Consider the following 25,922-nt stretch of genomic DNA (forward strand, 5'->3'; position numbering starts at 1 on the left):
CCTCACCGCACTTCGACAGGAGCAGAGCCATGCACGGCACCTTCACCGTCATCGACAAGGGCCCGGTCCGCATCCACAGCTACGCCGCGCCCGAGGACGGTCTGGACGTCAACACCCAGCTGATCGAGACGCCGTCGCGGATCATCGCCGTCGACGCGCAGTTCGTCCTTGCCTACGCCGACGAGGTCGTCGCCCACGCCAAGCAGCTCGGCAAGCCGCTCGACCGCCTGGTCATCAGCCATGCACACCCGGACCATTACCAGGGCGCGGCCCGCTTCGGCGTCCCCGTGCACGCCCTGCCGGAGACCATCGCGGAGATCGTCGCCGTGGGCGCCAAGACCGACCTGCCCACCGGCACCCCGATCCCGCTCGCCGACATGACCCCGACCGTGGAGATCGCCCCCGGCACCGAGGTCATCGACGGCATTCCCTTCGTGTTCGAGAAGGTCACCGGCGGCGAGATCCACACCACTCTCGTGATCAAGCTGCCCGAGCAGGGCGTCCTGGTCGCCCAGGACGTCGTCTACAACCGCACCCATCTGTGGTTCCTGGACAAGGACTTCGACGGCTGGCAGGCCAACATCGACCGCTTCGCCTCCGAGAGGGAGTACGACACCATCCTCCCCGGCCACGGCGAGCCGGCCACCCCTGCCATCTGGGCCGAGCTCACCGACTACGTCAACGCGGGCCGCGAACTGCTCGGCGACGACGGCGACGCCTACAAGAAGGCCATCACCGAGCGCTATCCCGCCTACCAGGGCGCAGCCCTCATCGACGTCGCCAACGCCTACATGTTCGGGCCCAAGGGCTGACGCGTCTCCCGGGCCGGCGACGCCCGCGTCCACGCTCGCCTGCAGCACCAGCGGCGAAGGAGGCAGGCGCTGGAGAACGTGCCGATCCGCGAGTGCGGCGGGCACCTGCGAGTTCCCGAGAATGGGCAGAGCGTCGAGGAGGCGCGCTGTGATCTGCCGTGGCCGTGATGAGGACGTCGCCGTGAGCCGCTACCACGAGCTGGTGGCCTCATCGTCGCGGACGTGGACGAACGGTGGGCGGCGATCGAGGACGCGCCGTTCAACCCGCGCACCGGGGCGAGGCAGTGGAGGCCGGACGGCGCGAAACGGGTCGTCGGCCGGCGGGTCGACCGGCCGGTCACGGTGGATGAGCAAGTCCAGGCCGTCGCCGACCTGACCCGGGACGACGAGGTCGCAGCCCAGGTCGCCACCGACCTGCTGAAGCGGCATGGCGGTCACCGAGCACGTCACCCTGGCCGAACGGGTGCGGGTCGTCACGGAGCTGACCGGGGATGGCCGTGCCCAGCAGGTGACCACCGACCTGCTGCGCCGGCCGGACGACCATGCGGGACGACACCACTCGAATGCTCGTCAACCGCGCGCAGTTCGACAACTCCGCCGAGACCCGGGACCGCCGGATCCGGGAACGCACCCCGGCGGTCCGCGCGATCGAGCACACCATCGAGTACCTCGACCTGGTGGGCTCCTGCCACGGCTTCGTGGCCACCCTGAGCAGGCTGGTCCCGCAGCTGCGCGGGCAGGAGTTCACCGAGGACGAGCGCGAGACTGTCCGCCGTCAGATCGGCCGGGTCTGCGCGGCGGCGCACTGGCTCGAAGGGGCGCTCGACAACGGCGAGTTCACCCAGGACGAGCCGCTCTTCCAGCTGCTCAAAGACGCCCGCGCCAGCATGTCGACCAAGAGGCCCACCTCGGGCTAGGGGCTGATCACTGAGTTGGACGCCCACGCCGCCGCTTGGCGCGCCCGGATCCCCGGAGTCCGTCTCGCAGGTTGATGAACTCGAGGACTCCAGCGATCCCCCGGCCGATCCATCGCAGTAGACGGGGCGCTGAACTCGTCAGGTCATCCACGGTGTTTCCCCCCAGCGGTTTCACAGCGGAGCCTGCCGCCAAGATCAGAACTCTCCTCCACAAGGTATCCGATGTCACCGAGCTGAGTCCGACAGCCAGTTCGATGCGAGAAGCGCCTGCTGGCACGCCGGTTGAGGATGCCGACGCACTCACGCAGCGCAGACGTCGGGCGATCGGCACGCTCTGGTCTCCGGGCCGAGAGCCTCTTCCCGTCCGCCCGCCGAGGCGCCATCTGGCTACGGTGCTACCTTGCGCTCTCTACGGGACCGAAACCACGAGAACAGTGACCCGGCGGCTATCACCGACGCGGACGTCACCGCAGTGGTCAGCCAGCCCCGGTAATCGCCCGTGAGATCAGTGGCGAAGCGCATGATAAGGGTAAAAACAACCCAAATAGCCAGCCATCGAGCTGTCTTGGTCATTCGCCTCTGCCCTCGCACAGTGTGAGCATATCGGTGGGCCTCCGGGAGAACAGGCCAGTCCTTGACCTGTCGTGCTCCACGCGAGCCGTAGACGGTCTCCCTGCCGAGAACCTGCCGACGACATCCGGGGACATGAAACGCTGGCGGCCCTGAAGGCGGCACGGTCGGTGGAGTGCTGTTCGGCCATGCCCAGCGTCGTCGCACTATCTCAATGATCCGCATGCACCGGCCCTATCGCCAGAGGATCCGGCGTCCCGATCAGATAGCGACCGCGACCGAACCGCTCGTCCCCACCAGCCTCGAGCGCCGCGACGTCGGCCCGCACGACGTCCTCATCGAGATCAAGTACTGCGGCATCTGCCACGCCGACATCCGCCCCCATCGTCCGCGGCGAATGGGGCCCGCAGACCTACCAGGTCGTCCCCGGCCACGAGTTCGTCGGCATCGTCACCGAGGTCGACTCCGAGGTCACCAAGCACGCCGTCGGCGACGGGTCGGCGTCGGTTGCGTGGTCAACTCCTGCCGTGAGTGCGCGAATGGCGGCCCTCGTCAAGGACGGCACGCGCACCCAGGGCGGCTACTCCACCCACGTCGTGGTGACCGAGGACTTCGTCGTACGCGTTCCCGAAGAGCTCGGGCTGGACGAGGCGGCCCCGCTGCTGTGTGGGGGCGCCACGACGTACTCCCCGCGCACGCGATGGGCGCCGAGGTCGACGTCCTGTCGCGCCGGCACCTTCGATGGCCTCCTGAACCCCGTGAGCGGGAACCTCGGCCGGGGCGCCTACATGAACCTGCTCGCCCTGAACGGTGCGTTCGTCGCCCTGGGCGCCTCCTCGGAACCGGAGATCTCGTTCCCCATGTTCGCCGTGGCGGCCAACCGCCGTGTGTTGACGCACTCGCTGATCGCCGGCGTCCGCGAGAGCCAGGAGATGCTCGACTTCGTGATTGACCCTTCGACGCTCGCTTGATCAGCAGACCTCACTGTGTGTCAGGGGACAGTGAGGACGATCTTTTCGTGGGCCCGGTGGGAGCGGAGCCGTTCGGGCACTTCTCCTTCGCGTACGGGGTCAGTGGCTGCGGGTGCGCGGGCCCGCGTACTGCTCGTCGGTGATGTGCTCCAGCCAGGTGGTTTCGGGCCGGTCGTCGTCCGGGGCGGTGCCGTCCCACAGAGCGAGGTGCTGCATGAAACGTTCCTCGGTGGCGCCGTGCCAGTGCTCCTCGCCGGGCGGGCAGGTAACCGTCTCGCCGGGGTGGGCCTCGTAGACGGTGCCGTCGCGGGTGCCGATCAGGGCGATGCCGGCGACGACGTGCAGGGTCTGGCCGACGGCGTGGTGGTGCCAGGCGGTGCGGGCGCCGGGGGCGAAACGCACCATGTTGGCGCGGATACGGGACGGCTCCTGGCCTGCGTGGACGACGTCGAACCAGACGTCACCGTTGAACCAGTCCGCGGGGCCCTTTCCGGTGGGCTGCGGCTTGACGAATTCCATGAGTGCTCCTCGAGTTCTTCGTAGGGACCGGGGTGGTCAGGCGGCGTCGTCGTGGGAGAGGGCGATGCCCAGGGAGCGGGATGCGCTCGCCTGGTCGGCGATTTCCTTGCCCTTGCCCTCTGCCCTGGGAATCGCGTCGTCGCCGGCGACGAACCGCAGCGGCGGCTGGTCCAGGTCGATCACCTTCAGCAGGGCGTCGGCAAGTTTGGTGGGATCGCCGGGCTGCTGACCGTTCATGGACTGCCACATCTTCTTGGTCTCGGCGGTGCGCCCGGCGTAGTCGTCGAGGGACAGTTCCGCCCAGCTGGTGCAGGCGTCCACGAGCAGTTCGGTGCGGAAGAAGCCGGGCTCGACGATCGTGGTGCGGATACCGAACGGTTCCAGGTCGAAGTGCAGGGACTCCATCCAGCCTTCGACACCGAACTTCGAGGCGGCGTACGCGACGCAGAACTCCTGGCCGACCAGGCCGGCGATCGACGAGATGGTGACGACGTGACCGGCGCGCTGGGAGCGCATGACGGGAAGGACGGCGCGGGTGACGTTCATCGGGCCGAACAGGTTCGTCTCGATCTGCGCCCGCATCTGGGCGTCGGAGATCTCCTCGAAGTAGCCGGCCTGGAACGTGGCGGCGTTGTTGATCAGCACGTCGATACGGCCGAACTTCTCCGTGGCGGCCTCGGCCGCGGAGCGGGCGGCGTCCGGGCTGGTGATGTCCAGGCCGGTGGCCAGCAAGTTGTCCTGCTGCCCTCCGAGGGCGTCGATGACCTTCTGCGGGTTACGGGCGGTGGCCACGACCTGGTGGCCGGCGTCCAGAGCCTGCCGGGCGATGTCGGTGCCCAGGCCGCGCCCGGCACCGGTGACGAAGATGACCTTGCTCATGGGGAGTGCTTCCTGCTGTTGAGGGGGGAGGGGCCGCCGAGAAGGGCTCAGCTCAGCGTCGCGATGTCGATGACGAACCGGTAGCGCACGTCGGAGGCGAGGACGCGCTCGTACGCCTCGTTGATCTTCTCGGCGGGGATCACCTCGACCTCGGAACCGATGCGGTGCTCGGCACAGAAGTCGAGCATCTCCTGCGTTTCGCGGATGCCTCCGATCAGGGAGCCGGCGAGGGCCCGCTGTCCGCCGAGGAGGGCGAAGACGTTGAGTGAGACCGGCTCGGCGGGAGCGCCGACGTTGGCCAGGATGCCGTCCGTGGCAAGCAGCGACAGGTAGGCATCGAGGTCGATCCGGGCGCTGACCGTGTTCACGATGACGTCGAAGCTCCCGGCGAGCTGCTCGAAGGTGGCCGGGTCGCTGGTGGCGTGGTAGTGGTCGGCGCCCAGACGCAGACCGTCGTCCTGCTTCTTGAGCGACTGGGAGAGCACGGTGACCTCTGCGCCCATCGCGTGGGCGAGTTTGACGGCCATGTGGCCCAGCCCGCCCAGGCCGACGACGGCGACCTTCTTGCCGGGGCCGGCACCCCAGCGGCGCAGCGGTGCGTAGGAGGTGATGCCCGCGCACAGCAGTGGCGCGGCGGCGTCGAGTCCGATCCCATCGGGGATGCGGAGGACGAAGTCCTCGGTGACGACGATGTGGGTGGAATAGCCGCCCTGGGTGAGGCGGCCGTCCTCGCCGAGGGAGCCGTAGGTGAGCGTGTTGCCCTTGAGACAGTATTGCTCCCGGCCCTTGCGGCAGTTGACGCATTCGCGGCAGGAGTCGACCATGCAGCCGACGCCGACCCGGTCGCCCACGGCGTACCGCGTGACGTCGGAACCGACCTCACTGACGACGCCGGCGATTTCGTGGCCGGGAACGAGGGGGTAGGTCTCCTCCCTCCAGTCACTGCGGGCGTGGTGGATGTCGGAGTGGCAGATGCCGGTGTACTCGACCTCGATGAGGACATCGTGCGGGCCGACTTCGCGACGGTCGACCGTCATGGGGACGAGCGGCTCGGTCGCGGAGGTCGCTCCGTACGCGTTGACGGTGAACATGGTTCTCCAATCAGTACCGGTGCGGGTACGTGACGGGTGGTTGTTGTCCGGCAGCGCAGGACGGGTTGGGCGGTCCGTGAGGCGGTTGTCGGTCACTCCCCGGCGGGGTAGTCCGTGGACTTCGCCAGGTCCCGCTGCGACTCGAAGTCGGCGGTCCTCCTGCGCAGCACGTCGAGGGTGGCGTCCAGAGCCTGTGAGCCGAGGACCATCCGCAAGGGGGCGGGCTCGACGTCAACGGATTCGATGATGCGCGCGGCCATACGCTGCGGATCGCCGGGCGCGAGGCCGTTCGCGGGGTCGAGCATCGCCTTGAAGGCGTGGGCGGGGGTGGCGTCGTAGACCTCGGTGAGGTCGGCGACTCGTGCGCTGCCGCAACGGAACTCGGTGCGGGCACCGCCGGGTTCGACGATGGTCATGCCGATGCCGAACGGAGCGACCTCCTGTGCCACCGACTCGACGAAGCCTTCGATGCCCCACTTGGTCGCGTGGTAAAGGGAGTTGCCGGGGAACGCGACCTGACCGCCGTAGGAGGACAGTTGGACGACGCGTCCGCCGCCCTGTGCCCGCAGATGGGGGAGGGCCGCACGGATCAGGGTGATGGATCCGGTGAGGTTGGTGGCGATGATGTGGTCCACCTGCGCGTCGGTGAGTTCCTCGGCGGCGCCGAACAGCCCGTACCCGGCGTTGGAGACGATCACGTCGACACGGCCCGCCGCGAACGCCTCGTCTGAGTGGTCAGGGCGTGGCCGAAGCCGCTGCTGACGCCCGTGATGAGCCAAGTGCCTGTGGTCATGCTTGTTCCTTTGGGGCCTGGGCGCCCGGGGACGGGGTGACGGCGTCGAGGGCGCTCAGGGCGTTGAGGGTGCGGGGATAGCCGATGAACGGCAGCAGGCCGGTGAGAACGGCGATCAGGGTGGCGCGGGTGTTGCCCACGTTCAGGTTGGCCGCCACATGTCCGCGCACCTGTGCGTCTGCTCCGCCGAGCGCGGTCAGCATGGCGAAGGTGAGCAGCTCGCGGGTGGGGACGTCCAGGCCCGTGCGGGTGTAGTGATCGCCGAAGCAGTTGGCGCTCAACAGCTCCTGGACGTGCTGTTCGTCCTTGGGAGCGTTGGCGTACAGGGCGTCCACTGTCTCGTCGCCCACGATCCGCTTCTGCACCGCCAGACCCTCCGCCATACGGGTGGCGGGCGTGGTCGTGGACTGGCCTTCCAGCGGCAGGCGCACACCGCGGTCGGTGAGCGTTTCATTGGTGGCGTGCAGGAAGTCGAAGACGCGGGCCATACCGGCGTACGGCACCGCCTGGTAGACGATCTCCTTCGCCTCCACCGGGGTGACCCCGATGGTGAGGGCGGCGCCGAGCATGATCCGGTACTCCGCCACCGCGCCGACGCCGATCATCGCGGCGAGCTGCGTCATCAGGCGGGTGCGCTCGGGCAGATCAGAGGTGTGGCGCTGTACCTCGTCGAAGGCGAAGTTGTCGAAGTACTCGATCAGCTCCGGATCGGTGAGCGCGAGGCTGGAGACGTGGCCGGGGAACAGCCGCTCATGTGCCGCTGCGGCGGCTTCGTTGGGCTTGCCGACGGTCACGGCTGCCTCCAGGACCCGGTGCGGGGGACGGATGGACTGCGCCTCGCCGGTGCCTGGGTCGGCGGTGCCGTGGGACATGCCCACGGCACCGGCCCCATCCGGGCAAGGTTTCGCAGCTGCATCGCTCGTTCCCTCTCGTCGTTCGTCTTCCCGGCGCGTCACCGAGGCCTGGACAGGCGAAGCGGTACCTGCCAGGCGGCAGCGCCTTCCAGTCGGTCGGTGCTCCATGTGCACAGGCACCGACGTCCTCCAGAGTGCCCCTGTATGCCGGTGACAGGCAGGCCCCGGTGTTCCGGGGAGTGGCCAGCCAGGGTGTGACAGGGCACCCCTGACCGGGCGTGTGACAGTGACGGCGGGGAACGACCGGCTCCTCGGTCTTGAGGGCGCGCTGTCAGGCGTAGACGAGCTCGGCCTGCCACTGGTCCTTCGGCTGGTGGTGCAGGTCGAGGTAGGCCGCGGCCAGGACGTCGGGAGCGAAGCGCGGGTCCTCGCCTCCGATGGCGCCGGCAACGGTGACGGTGGAGGCGTGCACGTCCGAGCCGTGCTGGTCGGCGTGGAGGGCCTGGACGTAGGCGCGCAGAGCGGCCTTGCCGACCGACAGCGTGGTGTATTCGGGCGAGGGCTGGAGGGCGAAACCGCCACCGGTGAAGAGCAGACTGCCCCGGCCGTCCCGCAGCAGGGGAAGGACCGTCCGGGCGGCGACCACGGCCCCGGTGACGTTCACTGCGAGGGTTCGCACCCATGACTCGGCGTCCACCCCTGTGGGCGTGTCGGGCTGCAGTAGGGCCGCGTTGTAGACGAGCACCTCCGGCGCGCCGAAGTCGTCCACCGCCCGGCCGAGCGCGGCCCGCAGATCTTCGGGGGCACCGGCATCGGCCTGGTAGGCGCCCGCCGTAAATCCCTGACCGGTCAGCTCGGCGGCGTGTTTCTCCAGCCGTTCCGCGTCGCGGCCGAAAAGTGCGACCCGGTGACCGTCCCGCGCGAAAGTTTCCGCGAGTGCCAGGCCGAGGCCGGGGCCGACGCCGACGATGAGGGCGGTTCCTTTGCTCATGTCTTGCTCTTCTCCAGATGCTCTGCGGTCCCGCGGGCAGCGGTGATCGAGGTCGTGCATGCGGCAGATGTTCGCGCGTGCGGTGCGCCCCTTCATGGAACAGGCTCGGCGGCCGATGAGGGAGTGCCTGCTGATCCAGGCACTGACAGGGCACCCCACGCGCGATGCCCGTGGGGTGCCCTGGCGCACCACTGAACACCGTTCCCCGGCACAACCCGACCTGCCATCCGACGAGCGTGGCGAGCACGCTGGACGTGAACTGAAGATCTGTTTCGAAGCCACCTGCGGAGCACTGGAGCCATGAAGCACATCAAGCTGGGGGACCTGGACGTCTCCCGCATCGGCCTCGGCACCATGACGATGTCCGGCGTCTACCTCAGCCCGGGGGAGACCCCGGACGACACCGAGTCCATCCGGGCCGTCCACCGGGCACTCGACCTCGGGGTCACCCTGCTCGACACCGCGGAGGCCTACGGACCCTTCGTCAACGAAGAACTCGTCGGGCGGGCCATCAAGGACCGCCGCGCCCAGGTCGTCCTGTCGACGAAGTTCGGCATGTACTCGCACACCAGCGGCGGCATGGGCCACATCGACGGCACCCCGGCCAACCTGCGCACCGCGCTCGAAGGCTCCCTCAAGCGGCTCGGCACGGACTACATCGACCTGTACTACCAGCACCGCGTCGATCCCAACACGCCCGTCGAGGAGACCATCGGCGCCCTCGCCGACCTGGTCACCGAAGGCAAGGTCCGCCACATCGGCCTGTCCGAGGCCGGCCCCGAATCGATCCGCCGTGCCCACGCCGTGCACCCGATCGCCGCCCTGCAGTCGGAGTACTCGCTGTGGACGCGGGATGTGGAGGCGGAGATCCTGCCGCTGCTGCGGGAGTTGGGCATCGGCCTGGTGCCCTGGTCGCCGCTGGGCCACGGCTTCCTCACCGGCAAGATCCGTGCCACCGAGCACTTCGAGGCGAACGACTGGCGGGCGAACAACCCCCGCTTCACGGAGGAGAACCTCAAGAGCAACCTGCGCATCGTCGAGGAGGTCGAGGTCGTCGCCGCCGAGGGCGACGCCACCCCCGCGCAGGTGGCCCTGGCCTGGCTGCTGGCCCAGGGAGACGACATCGCCCCGATCCCCGGCACCAAGCGGGTCTCCCGCGTCGAGGAGAACACCGCCGCCGACGCCGTCGTGCTGACCGCAGAGCAGCTCGCCCGCCTGAACAACCTCGCGCCGGCCGCCGGCGACCGCCTCCACGAGGCGGGCATGCGGCTGGTCAACCGCTGACCCGACACGCCCGACGACCCTCGGAAGGAACACATGCGCACCACCACACTCGGCCCCGACGGACCCGAGGTCGGCGTCATCGGCCTGGGCTGCATGGGCATGAGCTTCGGCTACGACCAGGCCACCCCGCGTGACGAGGCCGAGCTGATCTCAGTGATCCACCAGGCCCTCGACCAGGGGATGACCTTGCTGGACACCTCCGACGTGTACGGCCCGCTCACCAACGAGGAGTTGCTCGGCCGGGCGCTGGCCCAGGGCGGGCGGGAACGCGCGGTCCTGGCCACCAAGGTCGGGGCTCTCACCCGTAACGCCCAGGGCGAACCCGTACCCGGCCTGAACAACCGCCCTGAGCACATCCGCCGCTCGATCGACGAGAGCCTGGGCCGTCTCGGCACGGATCACGTGGACCTGTACTACCTGCACCGCGTCGATCCGAGTGTGCCGATCGAGGAGAGCGTGGGCGCGCTGGCGGAGGCGGTGGAGGCGGGCAAGGCCCGCGCGATCGGTCTGTCCGAAGTGAACGTCGAGCAGATCAAGCGGGCCCAGTCCGTCCACCCGGTCACGGCGGTGCAGTCCGAACTGTCCCTGTGGACACGGGACTGGATGACCGAGGTGCTGCCGTACTGCAAGGAGCAGGGCATCGCCTTCGTGCCGTACTCACCGCTCGGCAAGGGCTTCCTCACCGGCCGGTTCACCTCCTTCGACGACCTGCCCCAGGACGACTTCCGGCGCGGCCTGGCCCGCTTCCAACAGGACGCTCTGCGCGTCAACTTCGCCCTCGCCGAGAAGGTCCGGCAGCTCGCCGAGCGCATCGGTGCCACTCCGGCGCAGGTGGCGCTGGCGTGGGTGCTGGCCCAGGGCGAGTACGTCGTCCCGATCCCCGGCACCAAGACCCCCAAGTACCTGCTGGACAACGCCGGCGCGGCCGACGTGCAGCTCAGCGCCGAGGACCTCGCCGAGCTCGACGCCCTGCCCACCCCGCAGGGCGGCCGCTACTACTGAACCTCCGCACCTGGCCCCCGATAGCGGGGCCCACAAGGCCATCGTGCTGCACTCGCTGTTCGCCGGACACGAGTCGTTCAGCCCCTGGTGGCCGTACCTGGACGGCACCCGCTTCAGCTACGCGTTCATGGACGCCCGCGGCTTCGGCGACGCCATCGACGTAGAGGGCTCCTACACCTGCGACGAGATCGCCTCGGACGTCCTCCTGCTCGCCGACAGCCTCGGCTGGCGCGAGTTCTCCCTGATCGGGCACTCGCTCGGCGGCATGCCGGTCCAGCAGGTCGTACTCAAGGCGCCCGAGCGTGTGCGCAAGCTCGTCGGGCTCAGCCCCGCGCCCGCGAACGGCCTGGGTATCCCGGACGCGGCCTACCCCGTGCTCGCCGAGGCCGCGCGCAAGGTCGAGAACCGCCGCATCATCATCGACTCGTCCACAGGCGGCAAGCTGTCCCCGCACTGGGTTGCCTCCTGGGCCGAGCAGTCGATGAAGGCTGTCGGCCCGGACGCCTTCCGTGGCTATCTCGACTCCGTCAACACCACCGATTTCTCCGCCGAGATCACGGGTGCTCCGCTGCCCGCGCTGGTGGTGGTCGGTGAGAACGACCCGGCGACCAATGCCGACGCCATGAACCAGACCTGGATGCGGCACTAGCCGAACGGACAACTCGCAGTCGTCGGCAACGCCGGCCACCACCAAATGGTGGAGACCCCGATCGCCCTCGCGACCCTCGTCGAAAGGTTTCTCGGAGACTGACCGCAGCGTGGCGGCCTCGTGTTGCGGACACCGGAAGAAACCGTGCTTGTCGTGGCGGACCTGTCTCCCGCCTGCCAACCGGTTCGAGCATGTCCGCTGCTTATATAGAAAGGAGGAACGCCGGTTTCCGATGCGGCTGATATATTCCGAGTTATGGATGACAGCGTGTATGTAGGGAATGCCGGTGATGATGCGCCGTTGGATCGAGGATGGCTTCTTGGTCATTTCAAGGACGTCGATGATCCTCGTCACACCAGTGCGGTAGAGGTCAAATGGGGCGTTCATCCACGTGGTGACCAGCGACTGCAATGGGTGAGAGGTGAAGCGCGGACGGCCCTTTTGGTGCTCGTCAGTGGCAGGTTTCGCGTGGATTTCGCGGGGCGCAGTGTTCTTCTGGAGAAGCAAGGGGATTACGTTGTTTGGGGGCGCGGCGTCGACCACTCGTGGTTCGCGGAAGAGGAATCCGTATTGGTGACGGTTCGATGGCCATCTGTATCCGGTTATGCGGTGACGCGAGAATAGTGAATGGGGTCGAGTATTTCACGGTCTCATTGGGCGGTTCCGGCCGACCCTAGGTGGTCGGCCGGAACCGCCCCGGCATCGCGGACAGCGTTCGTCACGTGGAAGTCGCCATCTCCGGGTTGCCGTAGTAGGCGTCGGGGCCGTGTTTGCGGGTGTAGTGGCGGTTCAGGAGGTGCGGGGGTGGCGGGGCCGTCGGGGACAGGGCCATGGTGTGGACGGCGATATCGGCGACGGCCTCGCAGATGATGGCGTGTTCGAGGGACTTGCGGGCGGTGGTGCCCCAGGTGAAGGGGCCGTGGTGGGCGACGAGGGCGCCGGGGACCTCGACTGCCTTCTGGTCGTCGCCGTCGAGCATGTCGACGATGACGCGGCCGGTGTTGTACTCGTAGTCCTTCGCGCACTCCTCGGGGGTGAGGTCACGAGTGACCGGGATGGGTCCGTTGAAGGTGTCGGCGTGGGTGGTGCCGAGGACCGGGATGTCGCGGCGGGCCTGGGCGAAGGCGACCGCGTGGGTGGAGTGGGTGTGGGTGACGCCGCCGATGGAGGGGAAGGCGCGGTAGAGGCAGCGGTGGGTCTCGGTGTCGGTGGAGGGGCGCAGGTCGCCGTCCACCACGGCGCCGTCGGACAGACGGACGGTCACCAGGTGGTCGAGGACGAGGTCCTCGTAGGGCACGCCCGACGGCTTGATGACGAAGACACCGGCCTCCCGGTCGACGCCGCTTACGTTTCCCCAGGTCAGTGTGGCCAGGCCGACCTGAGGGATGGCCAGGTTGGCGTCCAGTACCTCTTGCCGCAGGCCGTCGCGGACGTGAGCGGTCATCGGTCGTTCGTCTCCTCGGATGCGGTCCACCGGCTTCACAGGGCCTGTGCGAGGCGGTGGTAGGCGGCGTTCCAGCGGACTTCCTTGGCGAACTGGTCGGTGCTGGTGTGCTCGTCGATGGTGAGCAGTTCGACGCCGGTCATGGCGGCGTAGTCGGTCAGGGTTTCCAAGTCGACCGCCGAGCTGAGCACGGTGTGGTGCGGGGCGCCGGCCAGCAGCCAGCTCTCGGCGGACTCCGCGAGGGAGGGGCGGGGCTTCCAGACGGCCCGGGCCACCGGCAGACTGCGCAGCGGCTCGCTGGGGGCGATGACGTCGACGGCGTTGGCGGTCAGCCGGAAGCGATCGCCGAGGTCCGAGAGGCCAACCACGACGGCGGATCCGGGCGCGGCGTCGAAGACCAGACGAACCGGGTCCTCGCGGCCGCCGATGGACAGGGGATGGATCTCGCAGCGGGGGCGGGCGGCGGCCACCGAGGGGCAGACCTCCAGCATGTGGGCGCCGAGCACGCGCGGGACGCCGGGGCCGAGGTGGTAGGTGTAGTCCTCCATGAAGCTGGTGCCGCCGGACTGTCCCTGGCCCATGACCTTCATCGTGCGCAGCAGCGCGGAGGTCTTCCAGTCGCCCTCGCCGCCGAAGCCGTAGCCGTCGGCCATCAGGCGCTGGACGGCCAGGCCGGGCAGCTGGCGCAGCCCGCCGAGGTCCTCGAAGTTGGTGGTGAAGGCGGTGAAGCCGCCCTCGGTGAGGAAGGTGCGCAGGCCCAGTTCCTGGCGGGCGGCATACAGGAGCGAGTCGCGGCGGATGCCGCCGGGGCGCAGGGAGGGGACGACGTCGTAGGACTCGACGTATTCGGCGGCGAGTTCGGCGGCCGCCTTGTCCTCGACGGCGTCGACGACGGCGACCAGGTCGTTGACGGCGTAGGTGTTCACCGAGAAGCCGAACCGCAGCTGAGCCTCGACCTTGTCGCCCTCGGTGACCGCGACATCGCGCATGTTGTCGCCGAAACGCGCCAGGCGCAGGCTGCGCGAAGTGTGGCGGCCGACGGCGGCGCGGGCCCAGGCCGCGACGCGTCGGACGACGCGCGGGTCGGTCGCGTGACCGGCGACGATCTTGCGATCGACGCCGACGCGGGACTCGATGTGGCCGAACTCGCGGTCGCCGTGAGCGGCCTGGTTGAGGTTCATGAAGTCCATGTCGATGCTCGGCCAGGGCAGCGACAGGTTGTACTGGGTGTGCAGATGGAGGAGGGGCCGGTCCAGGGCGGTGAGTCCGGCGATCCACATCTTGGCGGGGGAGAAGGTGTGCATCCACACGATCACGCCCACACACGCCTCGGAGGCACTGGCCTCCTGGCACATCCGGCGGATCGACTCGGCGTCGGTGAGGACCGGCTTCCACACGATCTTGACCGGGACCTTGCCGGGACGGCCGAGGGTCTGGGAGATGCTCCGGGACTGGTCGGCGACCTGACGCAGGACGTCGTCGCCGTACAGGCCCTGGCTTCCGGTGAGAAACCAGATCTCGTGGTCGGGGTAAGGGGTGACGTCGGTTTCCATGAGGGTTTTCCTTCCAAGGGGGCGGCCACCGAGCAGTTGGCTGCCGGGCAGAGGGGGTGTTGCTCAGGCGGAGACCTCGACGCGGATGCGGCGCAGGCGATGCATGACCTCGTTGGCGCCGCGGCCGAAGTAGTCGTGCAGGAGCCGGTACTCGGCGTACAGGCGGTCGTAGGCCGCGGCCCGCTCGGGGTCGGGCAGGTAGACGGCCGGGCGGGCCTTGCCCATGGTCCGAGCGGCGGCCCGGATGTCCGGGTACGCGCCGGCCGCGACTGCCGCATGCATCGCCGCGCCCAGTGCCGGGCCCTGCGCCGAGTCGATGACTCCGAGAGGCTTGCGCGTGACGTCGGCGTAGATCTGCATGAGCAGCGCGTTCTTCGTCAGCCCGCCCGCGATGATGAGCTCCTCCACCGGCACGCCGGCGGCCTCGAACGCCTCGATGATGGTGCGGGTGCCGAAGGCGGTGGCCTCCAGCAGCGCCCGGTAGACGTCCTCGGGGCGGGTGGACAGTGTCAGGCCGACCATCACACCGCTCAGGTCGTGGTCGACCAGGACGGAACGGTTGCCGCTCTGCCAGTCCAGCGCGATCAGGCCGTGCTCACCCACCCGCTGCCCGGCCGCGAGGGCCGTCAGGTGTTCGTGCGCGTCGCGCCCGAGGGCGGCGGCCTCTTCGGCGTACGACGCCGGGAACCCGGTGCGCACGAACCAGCCGAAGATGTCGCCGACGCCGCTCTGCCCGGCCTCGTAGCCCCACAGCCCCGGCAGGATGCCCCCGTCGACGACCCCGCACATGCCGGGCACTTCGGCCCACTGGTCGGAGCTCATCACATGGCAGGTCGAGGTGCCCATGATGGCCACCATCCGGCCCGGCTCCACAGCCGTGGCGGCGGGCGCCGTCACATGGGCGTCGACATTCCCGACGCACACCGCGATGCCCTCCGGCAGGCCCGTCCACGCCGCCGCCTCAGGCGTCAACCGCCCGGCCAAGTCACCCAGTTGACCGATGGGGTGCTCCAGCTTCGCTGTCACGAAGTCGGCGAAGCCCGGATTGAGTGCCGCCGAATACTCCCTGGACGGGTAGGCGCCATCCTGGAGTTGGCCCTTGTATCCGGCGGTGCAGGCGTTGCGGACGTAAGTGCCGCACAGTCGCCACACGATCCAGTCGGCGGCCTCCAGCCAGCGGTCGGTCAGCGCGTAGAGCTCCGGATCCTCCTCCAGCAACTGCAGCGCCTTCGCGAACTCCCACTCCGAGGAGATCTTTCCGCCGTACCGCGCCAGCCACGGCTCCTTGCGCTCCGCTGCCAGCGCGGTGATGCGGTCGGCCTGGGCCTGCGCGGCGTGGTGGCGCCACAGCTTGACGTAGGCGTGCGGACGGCCCGCGAGGCCAGGCAGTTCACACAGGGGGGTGCCGTCGGCGAGCACCGGCAGGACCGTGCAGGCGGTGAAGTCCGTGCCGATCCCGATGACCTGCGCCGGCCGTACGCCGGCCCGGGCCAGCGCCTCGGGCACGGCGATGCGCAGGACGTCGATGTAGTCGGCGGGCACCTGCAGGGCCCAGTCGGGCGGCAACCCCGTACCGTCGGGCAGCTCCCGGTCCAGGACCGCGTGGGCGTACGGGTGCTCTGCCGTCCCCAACTCCGCCCCGTCGCGGACGCGGACCACCACGGCCCGCCCGGACAGCGTGCCGTAGTCGACTCCGACGACACAGGGTTCGAGGTTCGCGCGGTCATCGTGGTCTGTGTTCACAACCAGCCGTCCTTCCGGTGAGGAGCTCGTGTCGGCGGACCGTCCGGACTGGATGTTCGGAATGTCGGCCAATGTTCGATCATGAGAATGAGGGTGGGGGGCCTGGCAGCGGGTGCCAGGCCCCGGCTTCGAACGAGGTGCTGCTACTGGACGAGCTCCCAGTCCTGCGAGCCATCCGTGGCCGCGGTCTGCAAGGTCAGCTGCGACCCGGCAGTCGCACCGGTCAGGTACAGGCTCGTGTTCTTGACGGACTGGAGCTTGTAGAACCCGTCGCTGGTCTTGACGAGGTTCCAGCTGCCGGTGGCACTGTTGTCGACCCATTGGCCGATCTTCTGGCCGGCCGTGGCATTGCCGGTCCAGATCGCCGCCGCGCGGCCGCCCGACTTGTTCAGCAGGCTCACGCCACCGTTCGGCTCGGTCGTCACGTGCCAGTACTGGGTGTCCGCGTTGCCCGCCGAGCCCGGGGCCTCGAGCCGGACGTCGGGAACGTCCGCGTTGCCGATGTTCGCGTCGTTGGTCTTGTTCCCGGTGCCGATCACCTGGTCGGTCTTGCGGTTCACCAGCTGGTAGTAGGCGCCGTCCGTGTGGCCGAGATCGACCTCGGCGAACTTGAGCGTCGAGGTCCCCTGGTTGTTGAGGATCACGATGCGGCCGGTGCCGTCGACGTACTGGAGGTTGCGGCTGTAGCCGGCCTGCGAGGTCGTCTGGTATTCCTTCCAGGCGCCGTCGCTGCGTCCGCTGTCGTTGACCCAGACGTTGCCGCTGCCGGCGGCGTTGTAGACCAGGCGGCCACCGGGCAGCTTGATGAGGACCGGGCTGCCGCCCGTCGCGAGGGCGTGCGAGCCGGTGTCGAGCGGCAGGCTGGTGACGCCCGTGCCGGTGGCGGAGCCGGTGTAGAACTTCAGCGGGTCGTCGGCGAGCACGTACTTGGTGTTGACTCCGCCGCCCCAGTACTCGAAGGTCAGCAGCCACTTGCCGTCCGTCGTACGGACGACGTTCGCCATGCCCGGCCGCCCGCCGCCGATCTCCGTCTTGCCGCCACCCATGGTCTGGGTCAGCCCCGCGATGTCCACGACGGGGGCGCTCCACACGGCGCCGGTGCCGTCCCAGGTCTTGTGGGCCAGGATTTGGCCCTGCGAGTCCGTGGCCGTGTCGTTGGCGGGGTCGAGGGTCGGGACACCGGTGGTCGCGTTGAAGCCGGTGTAGTCGTTCTCGTCGGAGTAGTAGCAGACGAGCTTGCCCTTGTAGACCATCAGGTACGGCTCCCAGACAGGGTCCACCTGCTGGTTCGTGTTCGCGGCCGCGATGTTCTGGCCGACGGCGCCCGCGCTGCCGCCCTGCCAGCCGCCGGTCGCGACGACGTTCTCGACCTTCCACGTCGCACCGTCGTCGGTGCTGGAGTACAGGGCGATCGCCAGGTCCTTGCGGTCGCCGTCGTTGGTCGGCGTCCAGTTCGGGTCGGCCGCCTTGTGCTCCTTGTAGTAGTAGTCGTCGCCCGAGACGACACTCGCGAGCAGCAGCGTGCCCTGCTTCAGGTTCCCGACGTCCTGCGGAAGGACGTACAGGTAGGGGTTCGTCCAGTTGCTCGTGTACTTCGCGTACTGCGGGTCGCTGGAGAGATATGCCGGAGCCTTGACCTCGGACAGCGGCTGCCAGCTGGTTCCGTGGTCATCGCTCTTGTAGACGGGGAGCGTCTGCTTGTCGGCGCTGCCCGTCGCCGTCACGACCGTGGACTTCTCGAAGGACGCGACCAGACGTCCGCTCGGCAGCTGCGCCGACTTCGGGTAGACCGCGCAGTTGCCCCGCCCTTTCAGGCACGGCTCGGTGCCCAGCTGGTAGAGGGTTCCGCCCGTTGGGTTGTACGCCTGCGCGCTGACCATGGGTATCGCGAGGATCGCGGACGTCGCCGCGAAGGTTCCGAGGGCTCGTCCAAGCCTTCTTCTCTGCATGGCCCCTCCTCAGGGGATGGATCAGGATCGGTTGGTTGCTCCAGGAGTCGGCGCGCTGTCGGCGTCGGTGGAGACGAGTACGCGTACGTCCCAGGCGCCGAGGTCCAGCGCCGTGCCCGTCAGGACGGGGGTGTCCGTCAGGACGTCGGAGAGGTCCGCCGGGGCGGGGACGCTCACGGGCTCCCAGCTCCAGTTGTGGACGATGTGGACACGGCGTCCGTCGGGTGAGGTGCCGGTGGTCGCGGTGACCGATGCGGGGAGGTCGCGCCACCCGCTGCTCGCGGCCGGGACCAGCCATTCGGCCAGCGCCCGGGCGAGGTCGCGGCCCGGCACCGTGCCGACGGTGGTGACGCGGCCCGCGCCGTGGCCGCGGGTCGTGACCGCGGGCCAGCGGCCGTAATGGGGGTGCTCGTACACGGCGAGAACCTCGGCGTCGGTGACCGTGAGGCCCTCGATCCACTGCGTCGCCGTGGCATCCGCGGGCACCTCGAACGGGCCACCTGGCACGGCGCGGATCGGGACGTCGTGCGCGAGGTTGCCGAACTCGTCGTACTGGACGCCCGCGGCTTCCACCAGCCGCCCGGGGGCCGGTTCGTGACGGGCCCGGGCCTCGTGGTCGGCGTAGGCGGTGCGCGGACCGAGGACCAGGTGGCCGCCGGCGTGAGCGTAGGCGGCGAGCCAGTCGATGGTGGCGTCGGCGGCGATGTACAGCGCCGGTACCACCAGCACGGGGTGGCGGCGTGCGGCTTCCTCCGGTGCCATCCGCTCGTGCAGCTGGCGGGCGTGGATGATGCGGACCTGGCGGCCCGCGTCGAAGGCGCCGCGGTAGAAGGGGTCGAAGATGCGGTGGTAGGCGGCAGCGTCAGGTTCGCCGTCGGGGGTCGCGAGCGGCGGATACTTCTGCATCAGCCACTTGCTCGGCATCGAGTAGACCATCGTGATGTCGGCGTCCGGCTCGAGCCCCGCGACGAGCTCGCCCGCCGTCTCGAACTCCGCGCCGAGGCGGGCGATTTCGGCATAGGTACGGCCGGGCCGGCCGCTGTGCGGGAGGACGCCGCCCCAGTAGGTCTCCGCGCCGAAGCGCAGGGTCTGCCACTGCCAGTACTCGATCATCCGCGCCCCGCGCGCGACGTGCGCCCAGGCGGCCTGCCGCCACTGGCCGTCGTAGCCGGGCCGGTTGTCCCATGCGAAACCGATGCTCTGGGCGTTGGTCTCGGTGACCAGGAACGGCGCCTGGCGGGAGGAGAACATCCAGTCCGCGGTCTGGTACATCGACCACACCCCGGTGGTCTTCCACTTCTGCTCGTGGGCATCCGGAGTGGGATCGGGCAGCAGCAGGCCGTCCTGCATGTCGTAGTACGGGTTGCCGGAGGCGATGTCGAGGCGGTCCGACATCTCGTCGTCCTCCACCCCTTGGCGGGTGTAGGAGATGCAGGTGGTGACGAACTGGCCGGGCTGGGCGTACTCGCGGACGATGTCGGCCTGCCAGCCGATGAACTCGGTGACCTGCCGGGCCTGGAACTCCCGCCAGGCGACGTCGTACTGGGGCTGTTCGTTGCCGTCGGGGGTCCACAGGTCGGCCCACGTGGACAGGCGGTGCGACCAGTAGACCAGGCCCCATTCTCGATTGAGGGTCTCGACGTCTCCGTACTTCTCCCGCAGGTGGTCCACGAAGCGCTCGAAGACACCGCGGTTGTGCAGGAGGTGCAGGCCGGGCTCGTTGTCCACCTGCCAGCCGATGATCGCCGGGTGGTCGGCGTACCGGGCCACCATCTTGCGGATGACCCGCTCGGCGTGGAAGCGGAAGGCGGGGTGGGTGAAGTCGATCTCCTGGCGTGCACCCCAGCCCAGGCGCTGCCCGGTGGCGTTCTCGGCGGTGATTTCCGGGTACTGGCGGGCCAGCCACGGCGGAGCCGCGTATGTCGGCGTCCCGAGGACGACGGAGATGCCGCGTTCGTGGGCGCCGTCCAGCACCGGCTGGAGCCAGTCGAGGTCGAAGCGTCCGTTCTCCGGCTCCCAGGTCGACCAGACCGACTCGCCGACCCGGATCACGGTGAAGTTCGCCTCGGCCATCAGGTCCAGGTCGGTCTTGAGCCGTTCGTCGGGCCGCAGTTCGGGGTCGTAGGCGGGCGTGTACTCGTGGTAATACGCGGCGCCGAAGAGGACGCGGGCAGGCAGAGCCGCCATGAGGGGACACCTCCGATAAATGCAGGGAGTGGTACGAGGGCTGCGGGCCCTACTGCTTGACGCCGCCGGCGGCCAGGCCGCTCTGCCAGTACCGCTGGAGCAGCAGGAAGGCCACGACGAGGGGCAGGATCGAGATGAGGGAGCCGGTCACGACCAGTGCGAGCATGTCGCTGCTGGCACCGGCCCCGCCGTTCTGCGCCTGCGCTGCCCAGGAGGAGAGGCCGACGGTGACGGGGTACAGATTCGGATCATTGAGCATGATCAGCGGCAGGAAGTAGTTGTTCCAGGTCGCCACGAGCGTGAACAGCAGCACGGTGACCAAGCCCGGGGCGAGGAGCCGCAGCACGATCGTGCCGAAGATCCGCGCTTCCCCGGCGCCGTCGATCCGTGCCGCCTCGAGGAGGCTGTCCGGGACGGCGTCCTGTGCGTAGATGCGCATGAGGTAGAGACCGAAGGGGTTGACCAGCGAGGGCAGGATGACCGCCCACGGGGTGTTGACCAGACCTGCCTTGGCGAACAGCAGATACGTCGGGATCGCCAGCGCGGTGGCCGGGACCATGACGGCGCCGAGCACCAGGTTGAAGGAGAACCGGTCACCACGGAAGCGGAACTTCGCGAAACCGTACCCGCCGGCGGCCGCGAGCAACGCGGCCCCGACCGCGCTGACGCCCGCGTACATGACCGTGTTGAGCAGCCAGTGCACGAAGACCCCGTCGTCCTGGGCGAAGGTCTGCTTCACGTTCGTCAGCAGCTGCGGGGCGTGCGAGAACCACAGACCGAAGCTGTTGAACAGGTCCTGGGTGCTCTTGGTCGAGGCGACCAGCAGCCAGAACAGGGGCAGGAGGAAGTAGGCCAGGACCGCCAGCATGGCGATTGTCAGCGGGGTGCTGCGGCGCCGGGAGGCGGATCCCCGCCGAGGTGGCGCGGCGGAAGGCGGCTTCGTCAATGGCTCGGCGGTCGTGGCCATGCGGGTGGCGGTCGTCACGAGGACCTCCTGCGGTTCGCGGTGAGCAGGACGGCGTAAGAGGCGATCACGATGACGAGGCCGAGGAGGAAGGACACCGTGGCTGCATAGTTGACCTGCTGGCCGGTGAAGGCGAGCGTGTAGGCGTAGAGGTTGGCCGTGTAGGAGCTGCTGATCACGTCCGGGGCGATGGTCATCAACAGCTTCGGCTCGTTGAACAGCTGGAAGCTGCCGATCACCGAGAACAGCAGGGTGAGCATCAGCGCGGGGCGCAGGGCCGGCAGTTTGATCGACCAGGCGGTCCGCCATGCGCCGGCCCCGTCCATCGCGGCGGCCTCGTACAGCTCCTCGGGGATGGTGCGCAGGGCGGCGTACAGGATGATCATGTTGTAGCCGACGAACTCCCAGGTCACGATGTTGGCGAGGCTGCCGAGCATCCAGCCGTCGCTGAGGAAGTGCGGGACGGGCAGGCTGAGGTTGCGGCTGAACTGGGCGAAGGGGCCGAAGTCCGGTCCGTACAGGTAGCCCCACATGAGCGCGGCGACCACGCTGGGGACGGCGTACGGGACGAAGATGCCCAGTCGGATGACACGGGCGAGCCGGAGCAGCCCGCTGTCGAGGACGAGGGCGAACACCAGCGCCAGCAGCAGCATCACAGGGACCTGGATGACGAAGAACAGTGCGACGCGTCCGATGCCGTGCAGGAACTGCGAATCGCTCAGGGCCTGGGCGTAGTTGTCGAGCCCGACGAACGCCGTGCCGCCGATGAGGCGTTCCTGGAACAGGCTGAGATAGGCGGCGTAGCCGAGCGGGGCGAGGAAGAGCAGCAGGAACAGCACCATGAACGGTGCGACGAACAGCGGTCCCGCCGCCCGTTGACGGCTCTTGCCGCCGCGCCCGAGGCGTGTCGACCCCTCTCGCCTCCTGCCCTTGGGGGAGGCCGCGGTTGTGGCAGTCATCATCGGGCCTTTCTGAGGGATGGGACTGTGTCAGTGGGGGCGGGTCCCGCGCCTCCGCACGGGACCCGACGGGCCGTTACGGCGTCTCGACGGTGAAGCCCTGGCTCTTGGCGTAGGTGGTGAGTCGCGTCTGCCAGGTGCCGAGCGCGCGGACTGTGTCGGTCTTGTCGGCGAGGGACTTGCCGACCGTCTCGGTCCAGTCGGTCGCCGCCTGGTCGAGGAACGGGGGCCACTGGAAGGAGGAGTTGACCGTGGAGCTGATGTCGGCGAAGACCTGGTTGACCTTCTGGCCGCCGTAGAAGGCGGGCGCGTCGCCGGTGAACGTGGCGTCCGTGAGGAGGGCCTTGGTGGCGGGGAAGAAGAACTGTTCGGTGGCGAACATCTTCGCGCTGGCCGGGTCGCTGTTGAGGAACTGTGCGAACTGGGCGGCCGCGATGGGGTTCTTGGTGGAGCGGATGACCGCGGTGGTCGAGCCGCCCCAGTTGCCCGAGCTCGGCTTCGACGCGTCCCACTGCGGGAGGGGGGCGGCGCGCCACTTACCGGAGGTGGCCTTGGCGGAGCCGGAGAGGAAGGCCGGTCCCCAGGCTGCGGTGATCCAGGTGGCGTACTTGCCCTTGTTGAACCCGGCGTACCAGCCGTCGGTGAAGTCCGGGTCGGTGCTGACGACCCCTTCTTGGGCCAGGCCACCCCAGTACGCGCCGAGCTTCCTGGAGACGGCGTCGTCGACACCGATGGTGATGTCGCTCCTGTCGGACACCACGTACGGCTTGGCGCCCGCCTGCCACAACAGGCCGTGCCAGGCGGCGACCTGGTTGGCCGCGAGGTTGGTCAGGTAGACGTCGGGGTCGGCCTTGTGGAGCTTGCGGGCCGCGGCGGCGAACTCGTCCCAGGTCGTGGGGACCTTGATGCCGTGCTTGTCGAAGATGTCCTTGCGGTACAGCATGCCGAGCGGGCCGGTGTCCTGGGGGATCGCCCACACCTCGCCCTTGCTGCCGCTGACCTGCTGCCAGGTCCAGTCGACGAACTTCTCCTTGAGCGCGGAGGCGCCGTACGGCCGCAGGTCGAGCAGACTGTCGGTGATGGTGAAGGTCGGGATGGCCTGGTACTCGATCTGCACCATGTCCGGGGCGCCGCTGCCGGCCTTCAGAGCCGTACGCAACTTGGTGTACTGCGGAGTGCCCTGGCCGGCGTTGACGACCTTGACCTTGATGGCCGGGTACTTCGCCTCGAAGAGGGCGACTTCCTTGTCGATGTTCGGGACCCAGGTCCAGAACGTCAGCTCGGTCGGCGTCTTCATCGCCTTGTCGATGTCGGCCTGACTGACAGGCTTGGAGGACCCGGACGAGCCGCCGGAGTCGCTGCCACCGCAGGCGGTGAGAGTGAGGCCGAGCGAGACGGCACCCGTCGTGGTGAGGAACAGCCGACGGCTCATCGAGGAGCGGCCGGACATGGATGTGGACGTGTTTCTGAGCATGGTGAACTCCCGCAGGTGGCGAAGATGACGGCACGCCTGGCAAGGGCGCACGGAGGTGTGGTGAAGGAGAGGCGCGGACGCGCCTACCGAGGCTCGGACACCGACGGGGCCGGGTGCGGGTCCTCGTGGACCGGGGCCGGCACGCCTTCCGTGTGCGGAGGTGGCGGTCGCGGCCGAAGAAGAAGGGGACGAAACCAGAGGCAGAGAAGGCGGGGAAACCTGGCTCAGTGCCTGCTGGGTTCAGGAACGGCCCCGCGGTGATCGTGCGGGGGAGGCGTCGAAAGGAGGCGGGGCGTGACCGGAAGAAGCGGCTCGTCCTGAAGTCACGCGCCCGCCTTGAGCTTGCTGTTGTTCGGGCTGACCGGTGGGGTCAGCGGTGGGTGGACGGGTCTCCGCTCGGGAGCGGCGGATGGTCCGCACCCCCGAGTGAACGAGAGGCGATGTGCCGGCCAGGAACCGGGGTCGTCCGGCTCGGTGGTGGCGCGGTCGAGGCGCGGATGACGAGATCGATCGGTGGATCGCTCGTCGCTAAGGGATCTGCGTTCGGGTTCTCGATGGCATGCACCAGACGCTTGAGTCCCTCCTGCGCCACAGCGTCGAACGGCTGCCGCACCGTGGTCAGGGGAGGAGACACATAGGCGGCGACCGGAATGTCGTCGAAGCCGACGACGCTGACGTCCTCCGGCACCCGACGTCCGGCCTCCGCCAGCGCGCGGATCAGGCCGATCGCCATGTCGTCGTTGGCGACGAACACTGCTGTGACGTCACTGTCTTCGGCCAGTTCGCGTCCCGCCCGGTACCCGGACGCGGCCGACCAGTCGCCCTCGACGACCGGCGGTACGGTCCTGCCGTGAGCGGTCAGCGTCGCCCGCCATCCCTCGAGGCGGTCCCGGGCGGCGTACCACCGCTGCGGACCGGCCAGATGATGGACTGTCAGGTGCCCGAGATCCAGCAGGTGCTCGATGGCGGAGTGTGCCATCAGGTCGGCACCGCCCCCCGCGATCAGCGCCCTGGGCGCGGTGACGGGTAGTGGCGCACCCAGGACGAGGACCGGAACGTCGATGCGGAAGGAAGCGTCTCCTTCGGCACCCGCTTCGTCGATCGGTTCGGAGATGACGATGCCGTCCACGCCCTGATCGAGGAGTGAACTCACGGCACCGGTCACGCCCGCGGCGTCGCCCTCCATCGTGTTGACCACGCGCAGCGCGTATCCCGTGTCCCGGACGACCCGCTCGACACCCATGAGCAGCGAGGCGGGCCCGTACAGGGCCGTGCCCAGAGTCACCACACCGATGGAGCGAGTGCGCCCGGAGGCCAGTGCCCGGGCGGCGTTGTTACGCCGGTAGCCGAGCTCTTCAACGGCTTCGAGGACGCGCCTGCGCACATCGGCGGAGACGTACTGCTCGTCATTGAAAACCCGCGACACCGTCTTCTGCGAGACCCCCGCCAGACGGGCCACATCCACGCTGCGCGGAGCCGCGGTGTTACCGCTCCGTGCCGTTCCTCGCGTCATGGTGTCTCCCGATGGCCGGATGTACGAGCCAGATGATGTCAGAACCGCCAGTGACTGGTCACGCGGTCTGTCTGCGCTGTCATGTCTACGCAGTCATACGGCTGTCGTCAAGAGTTCGGAACGGATCCGTAACCAAGCGCGGGACGGGCACGGCGCGCGCGGGGGGCGGTCGGTGCGGTGTGTTTCCTTTGAGTTCCAGCCCTGCGGCCGAACTGCTCAGGTGGGGAACTGAAGGCGATAGCCGCTGAATGCGGGCGAACGCACTGGGCGACGTCGGACGCTCACCCGGCCCGTCCGTGGCACCGACCCGCCTTTGGCGATCGCGACCGACGTGTGGCTGGAGCACCCCGGCCGAACGCGTTTACCAAAATCCCCACGTCATGGTCAGGAGGTCCCAGACCTGCTCACGGGCCTGGGGAGGGTGGCGGCAACGGGCGCGGCGGGGAACATCGGTTCCGGGGTGCGTGAGGCACTGCGGCGTGATGCGGCGCGTTTGAGGGACCCGGCCGCCGTGGAGTGGACGCTCGCGGGGACCGACCGCGTGCTCCACCTGGGCGGCGCGCCGGGCGAGGCGCCACTTGCGGACCTGCTTCAAGCCAATGTGCTCGGCAGGCACAACGTGGAGGCGGCGCGGCGCACAGGAACCGAGCGGGTGGTGCCGGCCGGCAGTAACCGCGTGACCGGCTTCTACCCCGCCGCACATCTCACCGGGCTACTGCCTGACATGCCACAGATCTGGCACATGCCATGAGGCTCCGACCGTAAGGACGAACACTGACCATGTCCGAGGAGGAGCAGCTGAGG

Annotated in this window: 24 protein-coding genes and 1 pseudogene; 9 read left to right on the top strand and 16 right to left on the bottom strand. The window is 68.8% G+C overall.

The genetic code is table 11. The features are described from left to right. Positions 1-29: 29 nt before the first annotated feature. From RNB18_RS03510 to RNB18_RS03520, 3 genes and pseudogenes are all read left to right on the top strand, one after another. Positions 30-812, top strand: a complete 783-nt coding sequence (locus tag RNB18_RS03510; protein ID WP_311712643.1) for an MBL fold metallo-hydrolase — start codon at positions 30-32, stop codon at positions 810-812. Between the two features lie 222 nt (positions 813-1,034). Continuing rightward, a pseudogene (locus RNB18_RS03515) lies at positions 1,035-1,178 on the top strand (DUF6192 family protein); the annotation flags it as partial. A 197-nt stretch (positions 1,179-1,375) separates the two neighbouring features. Beyond that, the gene (locus RNB18_RS03520; RefSeq protein ID WP_311712644.1) at positions 1,376-1,729 is read left to right on the top strand and encodes a DUF6192 family protein; all 354 of its coding nucleotides are present in this window, start codon (positions 1,376-1,378) and stop codon (positions 1,727-1,729) included. A gap of 781 nt (positions 1,730-2,510) precedes the next feature. On the opposite strand, the gene RNB18_RS03525 is transcribed toward RNB18_RS03520, so the two are convergent. Further along, positions 2,511-2,666, bottom strand: coding sequence for a hypothetical protein (locus RNB18_RS03525; protein WP_311712645.1), 156 nt, complete (start codon positions 2,664-2,666; stop codon positions 2,511-2,513). A gap of 16 nt (positions 2,667-2,682) precedes the next feature. On the opposite strand from RNB18_RS03525, the gene RNB18_RS03530 reads away from it, so the two are divergent. Next, entirely contained in the window at positions 2,683-3,270 is a 588-nt protein-coding gene (locus RNB18_RS03530; RefSeq protein WP_394817591.1) for an alcohol dehydrogenase catalytic domain-containing protein, read from the top strand. 99 nt (positions 3,271-3,369) lie between these two features. On the opposite strand, the gene RNB18_RS03535 is transcribed toward RNB18_RS03530, so the two are convergent. The 6 genes from RNB18_RS03535 to RNB18_RS03560 form a co-directional block, all read right to left on the bottom strand. Continuing rightward, positions 3,370-3,789, bottom strand: coding sequence for a (R)-mandelonitrile lyase (locus RNB18_RS03535; protein WP_311712647.1), 420 nt, complete (start codon positions 3,787-3,789; stop codon positions 3,370-3,372). 36 nt (positions 3,790-3,825) lie between these two features. Further along, positions 3,826-4,668, bottom strand: a complete 843-nt coding sequence (locus tag RNB18_RS03540; RefSeq protein WP_311712648.1) for an SDR family oxidoreductase — start codon at positions 4,666-4,668, stop codon at positions 3,826-3,828. A gap of 47 nt (positions 4,669-4,715) precedes the next feature. After that, on the bottom strand, positions 4,716-5,759 hold the full coding sequence (locus tag RNB18_RS03545; RefSeq protein WP_311712649.1) for an NAD(P)-dependent alcohol dehydrogenase: 1,044 nt from the start codon (positions 5,757-5,759) through the stop codon (positions 4,716-4,718). A gap of 92 nt (positions 5,760-5,851) precedes the next feature. Next, positions 5,852-6,457, bottom strand: coding sequence for an SDR family NAD(P)-dependent oxidoreductase (locus RNB18_RS03550; RefSeq protein WP_311712650.1), 606 nt, complete (start codon positions 6,455-6,457; stop codon positions 5,852-5,854). 91 nt (positions 6,458-6,548) lie between these two features. After that, entirely contained in the window at positions 6,549-7,424 is an 876-nt protein-coding gene (locus tag RNB18_RS03555) for a carboxymuconolactone decarboxylase family protein (RefSeq protein ID WP_311712651.1), read from the bottom strand. A 313-nt stretch (positions 7,425-7,737) separates the two neighbouring features. Further along, positions 7,738-8,397, bottom strand: a complete 660-nt coding sequence (locus RNB18_RS03560; protein WP_311712652.1) for an SDR family NAD(P)-dependent oxidoreductase — start codon at positions 8,395-8,397, stop codon at positions 7,738-7,740. 300 nt (positions 8,398-8,697) lie between these two features. Between RNB18_RS03560 and RNB18_RS03565 the strand changes: the two genes are divergently transcribed. From RNB18_RS03565 to RNB18_RS03580, 4 genes are all read left to right on the top strand, one after another. Continuing rightward, positions 8,698-9,681 (top strand): aldo/keto reductase, encoded by a 984-nt coding sequence (locus tag RNB18_RS03565; RefSeq protein WP_311712653.1) that lies wholly within the window; start codon positions 8,698-8,700, stop codon positions 9,679-9,681. A 33-nt stretch (positions 9,682-9,714) separates the two neighbouring features. Continuing rightward, a complete protein-coding gene (locus RNB18_RS03570; protein ID WP_311712654.1) occupies positions 9,715-10,683 on the top strand; it encodes an aldo/keto reductase in 969 nt (322 codons plus the stop codon). A gap of 43 nt (positions 10,684-10,726) precedes the next feature. Next, positions 10,727-11,332: an alpha/beta fold hydrolase gene (locus tag RNB18_RS03575; protein ID WP_311712655.1), complete on the top strand. Its 606-nt coding sequence runs from the start codon at positions 10,727-10,729 to the stop codon at positions 11,330-11,332. Between the two features lie 255 nt (positions 11,333-11,587). Further along, complete coding sequence (locus RNB18_RS03580; protein ID WP_311712656.1) at positions 11,588-11,956, top strand: cupin domain-containing protein; 369 nt, start codon at positions 11,588-11,590, stop codon at positions 11,954-11,956. 94 nt (positions 11,957-12,050) lie between these two features. Here the strand turns inward: RNB18_RS03580 and araD are convergent, their stop codons facing one another. From araD to RNB18_RS03625, 9 genes are all read right to left on the bottom strand, one after another. Continuing rightward, positions 12,051-12,776, bottom strand: coding sequence for an L-ribulose-5-phosphate 4-epimerase AraD (araD, locus tag RNB18_RS03585; RefSeq protein ID WP_311712657.1), 726 nt, complete (start codon positions 12,774-12,776; stop codon positions 12,051-12,053). A 35-nt stretch (positions 12,777-12,811) separates the two neighbouring features. Then, complete coding sequence (gene araA / locus RNB18_RS03590) at positions 12,812-14,329, bottom strand: L-arabinose isomerase (protein ID WP_311712658.1); 1,518 nt, start codon at positions 14,327-14,329, stop codon at positions 12,812-12,814. 63 nt (positions 14,330-14,392) lie between these two features. Beyond that, positions 14,393-16,072, bottom strand: coding sequence for a ribulokinase (gene araB, locus RNB18_RS03595; RefSeq protein WP_311712659.1), 1,680 nt, complete (start codon positions 16,070-16,072; stop codon positions 14,393-14,395). Positions 16,073-16,215: 143 nt separating this feature from the next. Beyond that, positions 16,216-18,021, bottom strand: coding sequence for an RICIN domain-containing protein (locus RNB18_RS03600; protein ID WP_311712660.1), 1,806 nt, complete (start codon positions 18,019-18,021; stop codon positions 16,216-16,218). A 21-nt stretch (positions 18,022-18,042) separates the two neighbouring features. Continuing rightward, positions 18,043-20,208, bottom strand: coding sequence for a beta-galactosidase (locus tag RNB18_RS03605; protein WP_311712661.1), 2,166 nt, complete (start codon positions 20,206-20,208; stop codon positions 18,043-18,045). 49 nt (positions 20,209-20,257) lie between these two features. Further along, positions 20,258-21,175, bottom strand: a complete 918-nt coding sequence (locus tag RNB18_RS03610) for a carbohydrate ABC transporter permease (protein ID WP_311713011.1) — start codon at positions 21,173-21,175, stop codon at positions 20,258-20,260. 14 nt (positions 21,176-21,189) lie between these two features. Beyond that, a complete protein-coding gene (locus tag RNB18_RS03615; RefSeq protein ID WP_394817576.1) occupies positions 21,190-22,134 on the bottom strand; it encodes a carbohydrate ABC transporter permease in 945 nt (314 codons plus the stop codon). A 73-nt stretch (positions 22,135-22,207) separates the two neighbouring features. Next, positions 22,208-23,605, bottom strand: a complete 1,398-nt coding sequence (locus tag RNB18_RS03620) for an ABC transporter substrate-binding protein (RefSeq protein WP_311712662.1) — start codon at positions 23,603-23,605, stop codon at positions 22,208-22,210. Positions 23,606-23,975: 370 nt separating this feature from the next. Beyond that, a complete protein-coding gene (locus RNB18_RS03625) occupies positions 23,976-25,118 on the bottom strand; it encodes a LacI family DNA-binding transcriptional regulator (RefSeq protein ID WP_311712663.1) in 1,143 nt (380 codons plus the stop codon). 313 nt (positions 25,119-25,431) lie between these two features. Here RNB18_RS03625 and RNB18_RS03630 point away from each other — a divergent pair, with 313 nt between their 5' ends. Further along, positions 25,432-25,869: an NAD-dependent epimerase/dehydratase family protein gene (locus tag RNB18_RS03630; RefSeq protein WP_311712664.1), complete on the top strand. Its 438-nt coding sequence runs from the start codon at positions 25,432-25,434 to the stop codon at positions 25,867-25,869. The last annotated feature ends 53 nt before the right edge of the window (positions 25,870-25,922 follow it).

It is taken from the genome of Streptomyces doebereineriae, from assembly GCF_031845645.1.
GTDB lineage: Bacteria > Actinomycetota > Actinomycetes > Streptomycetales > Streptomycetaceae > Streptomyces > Streptomyces canus.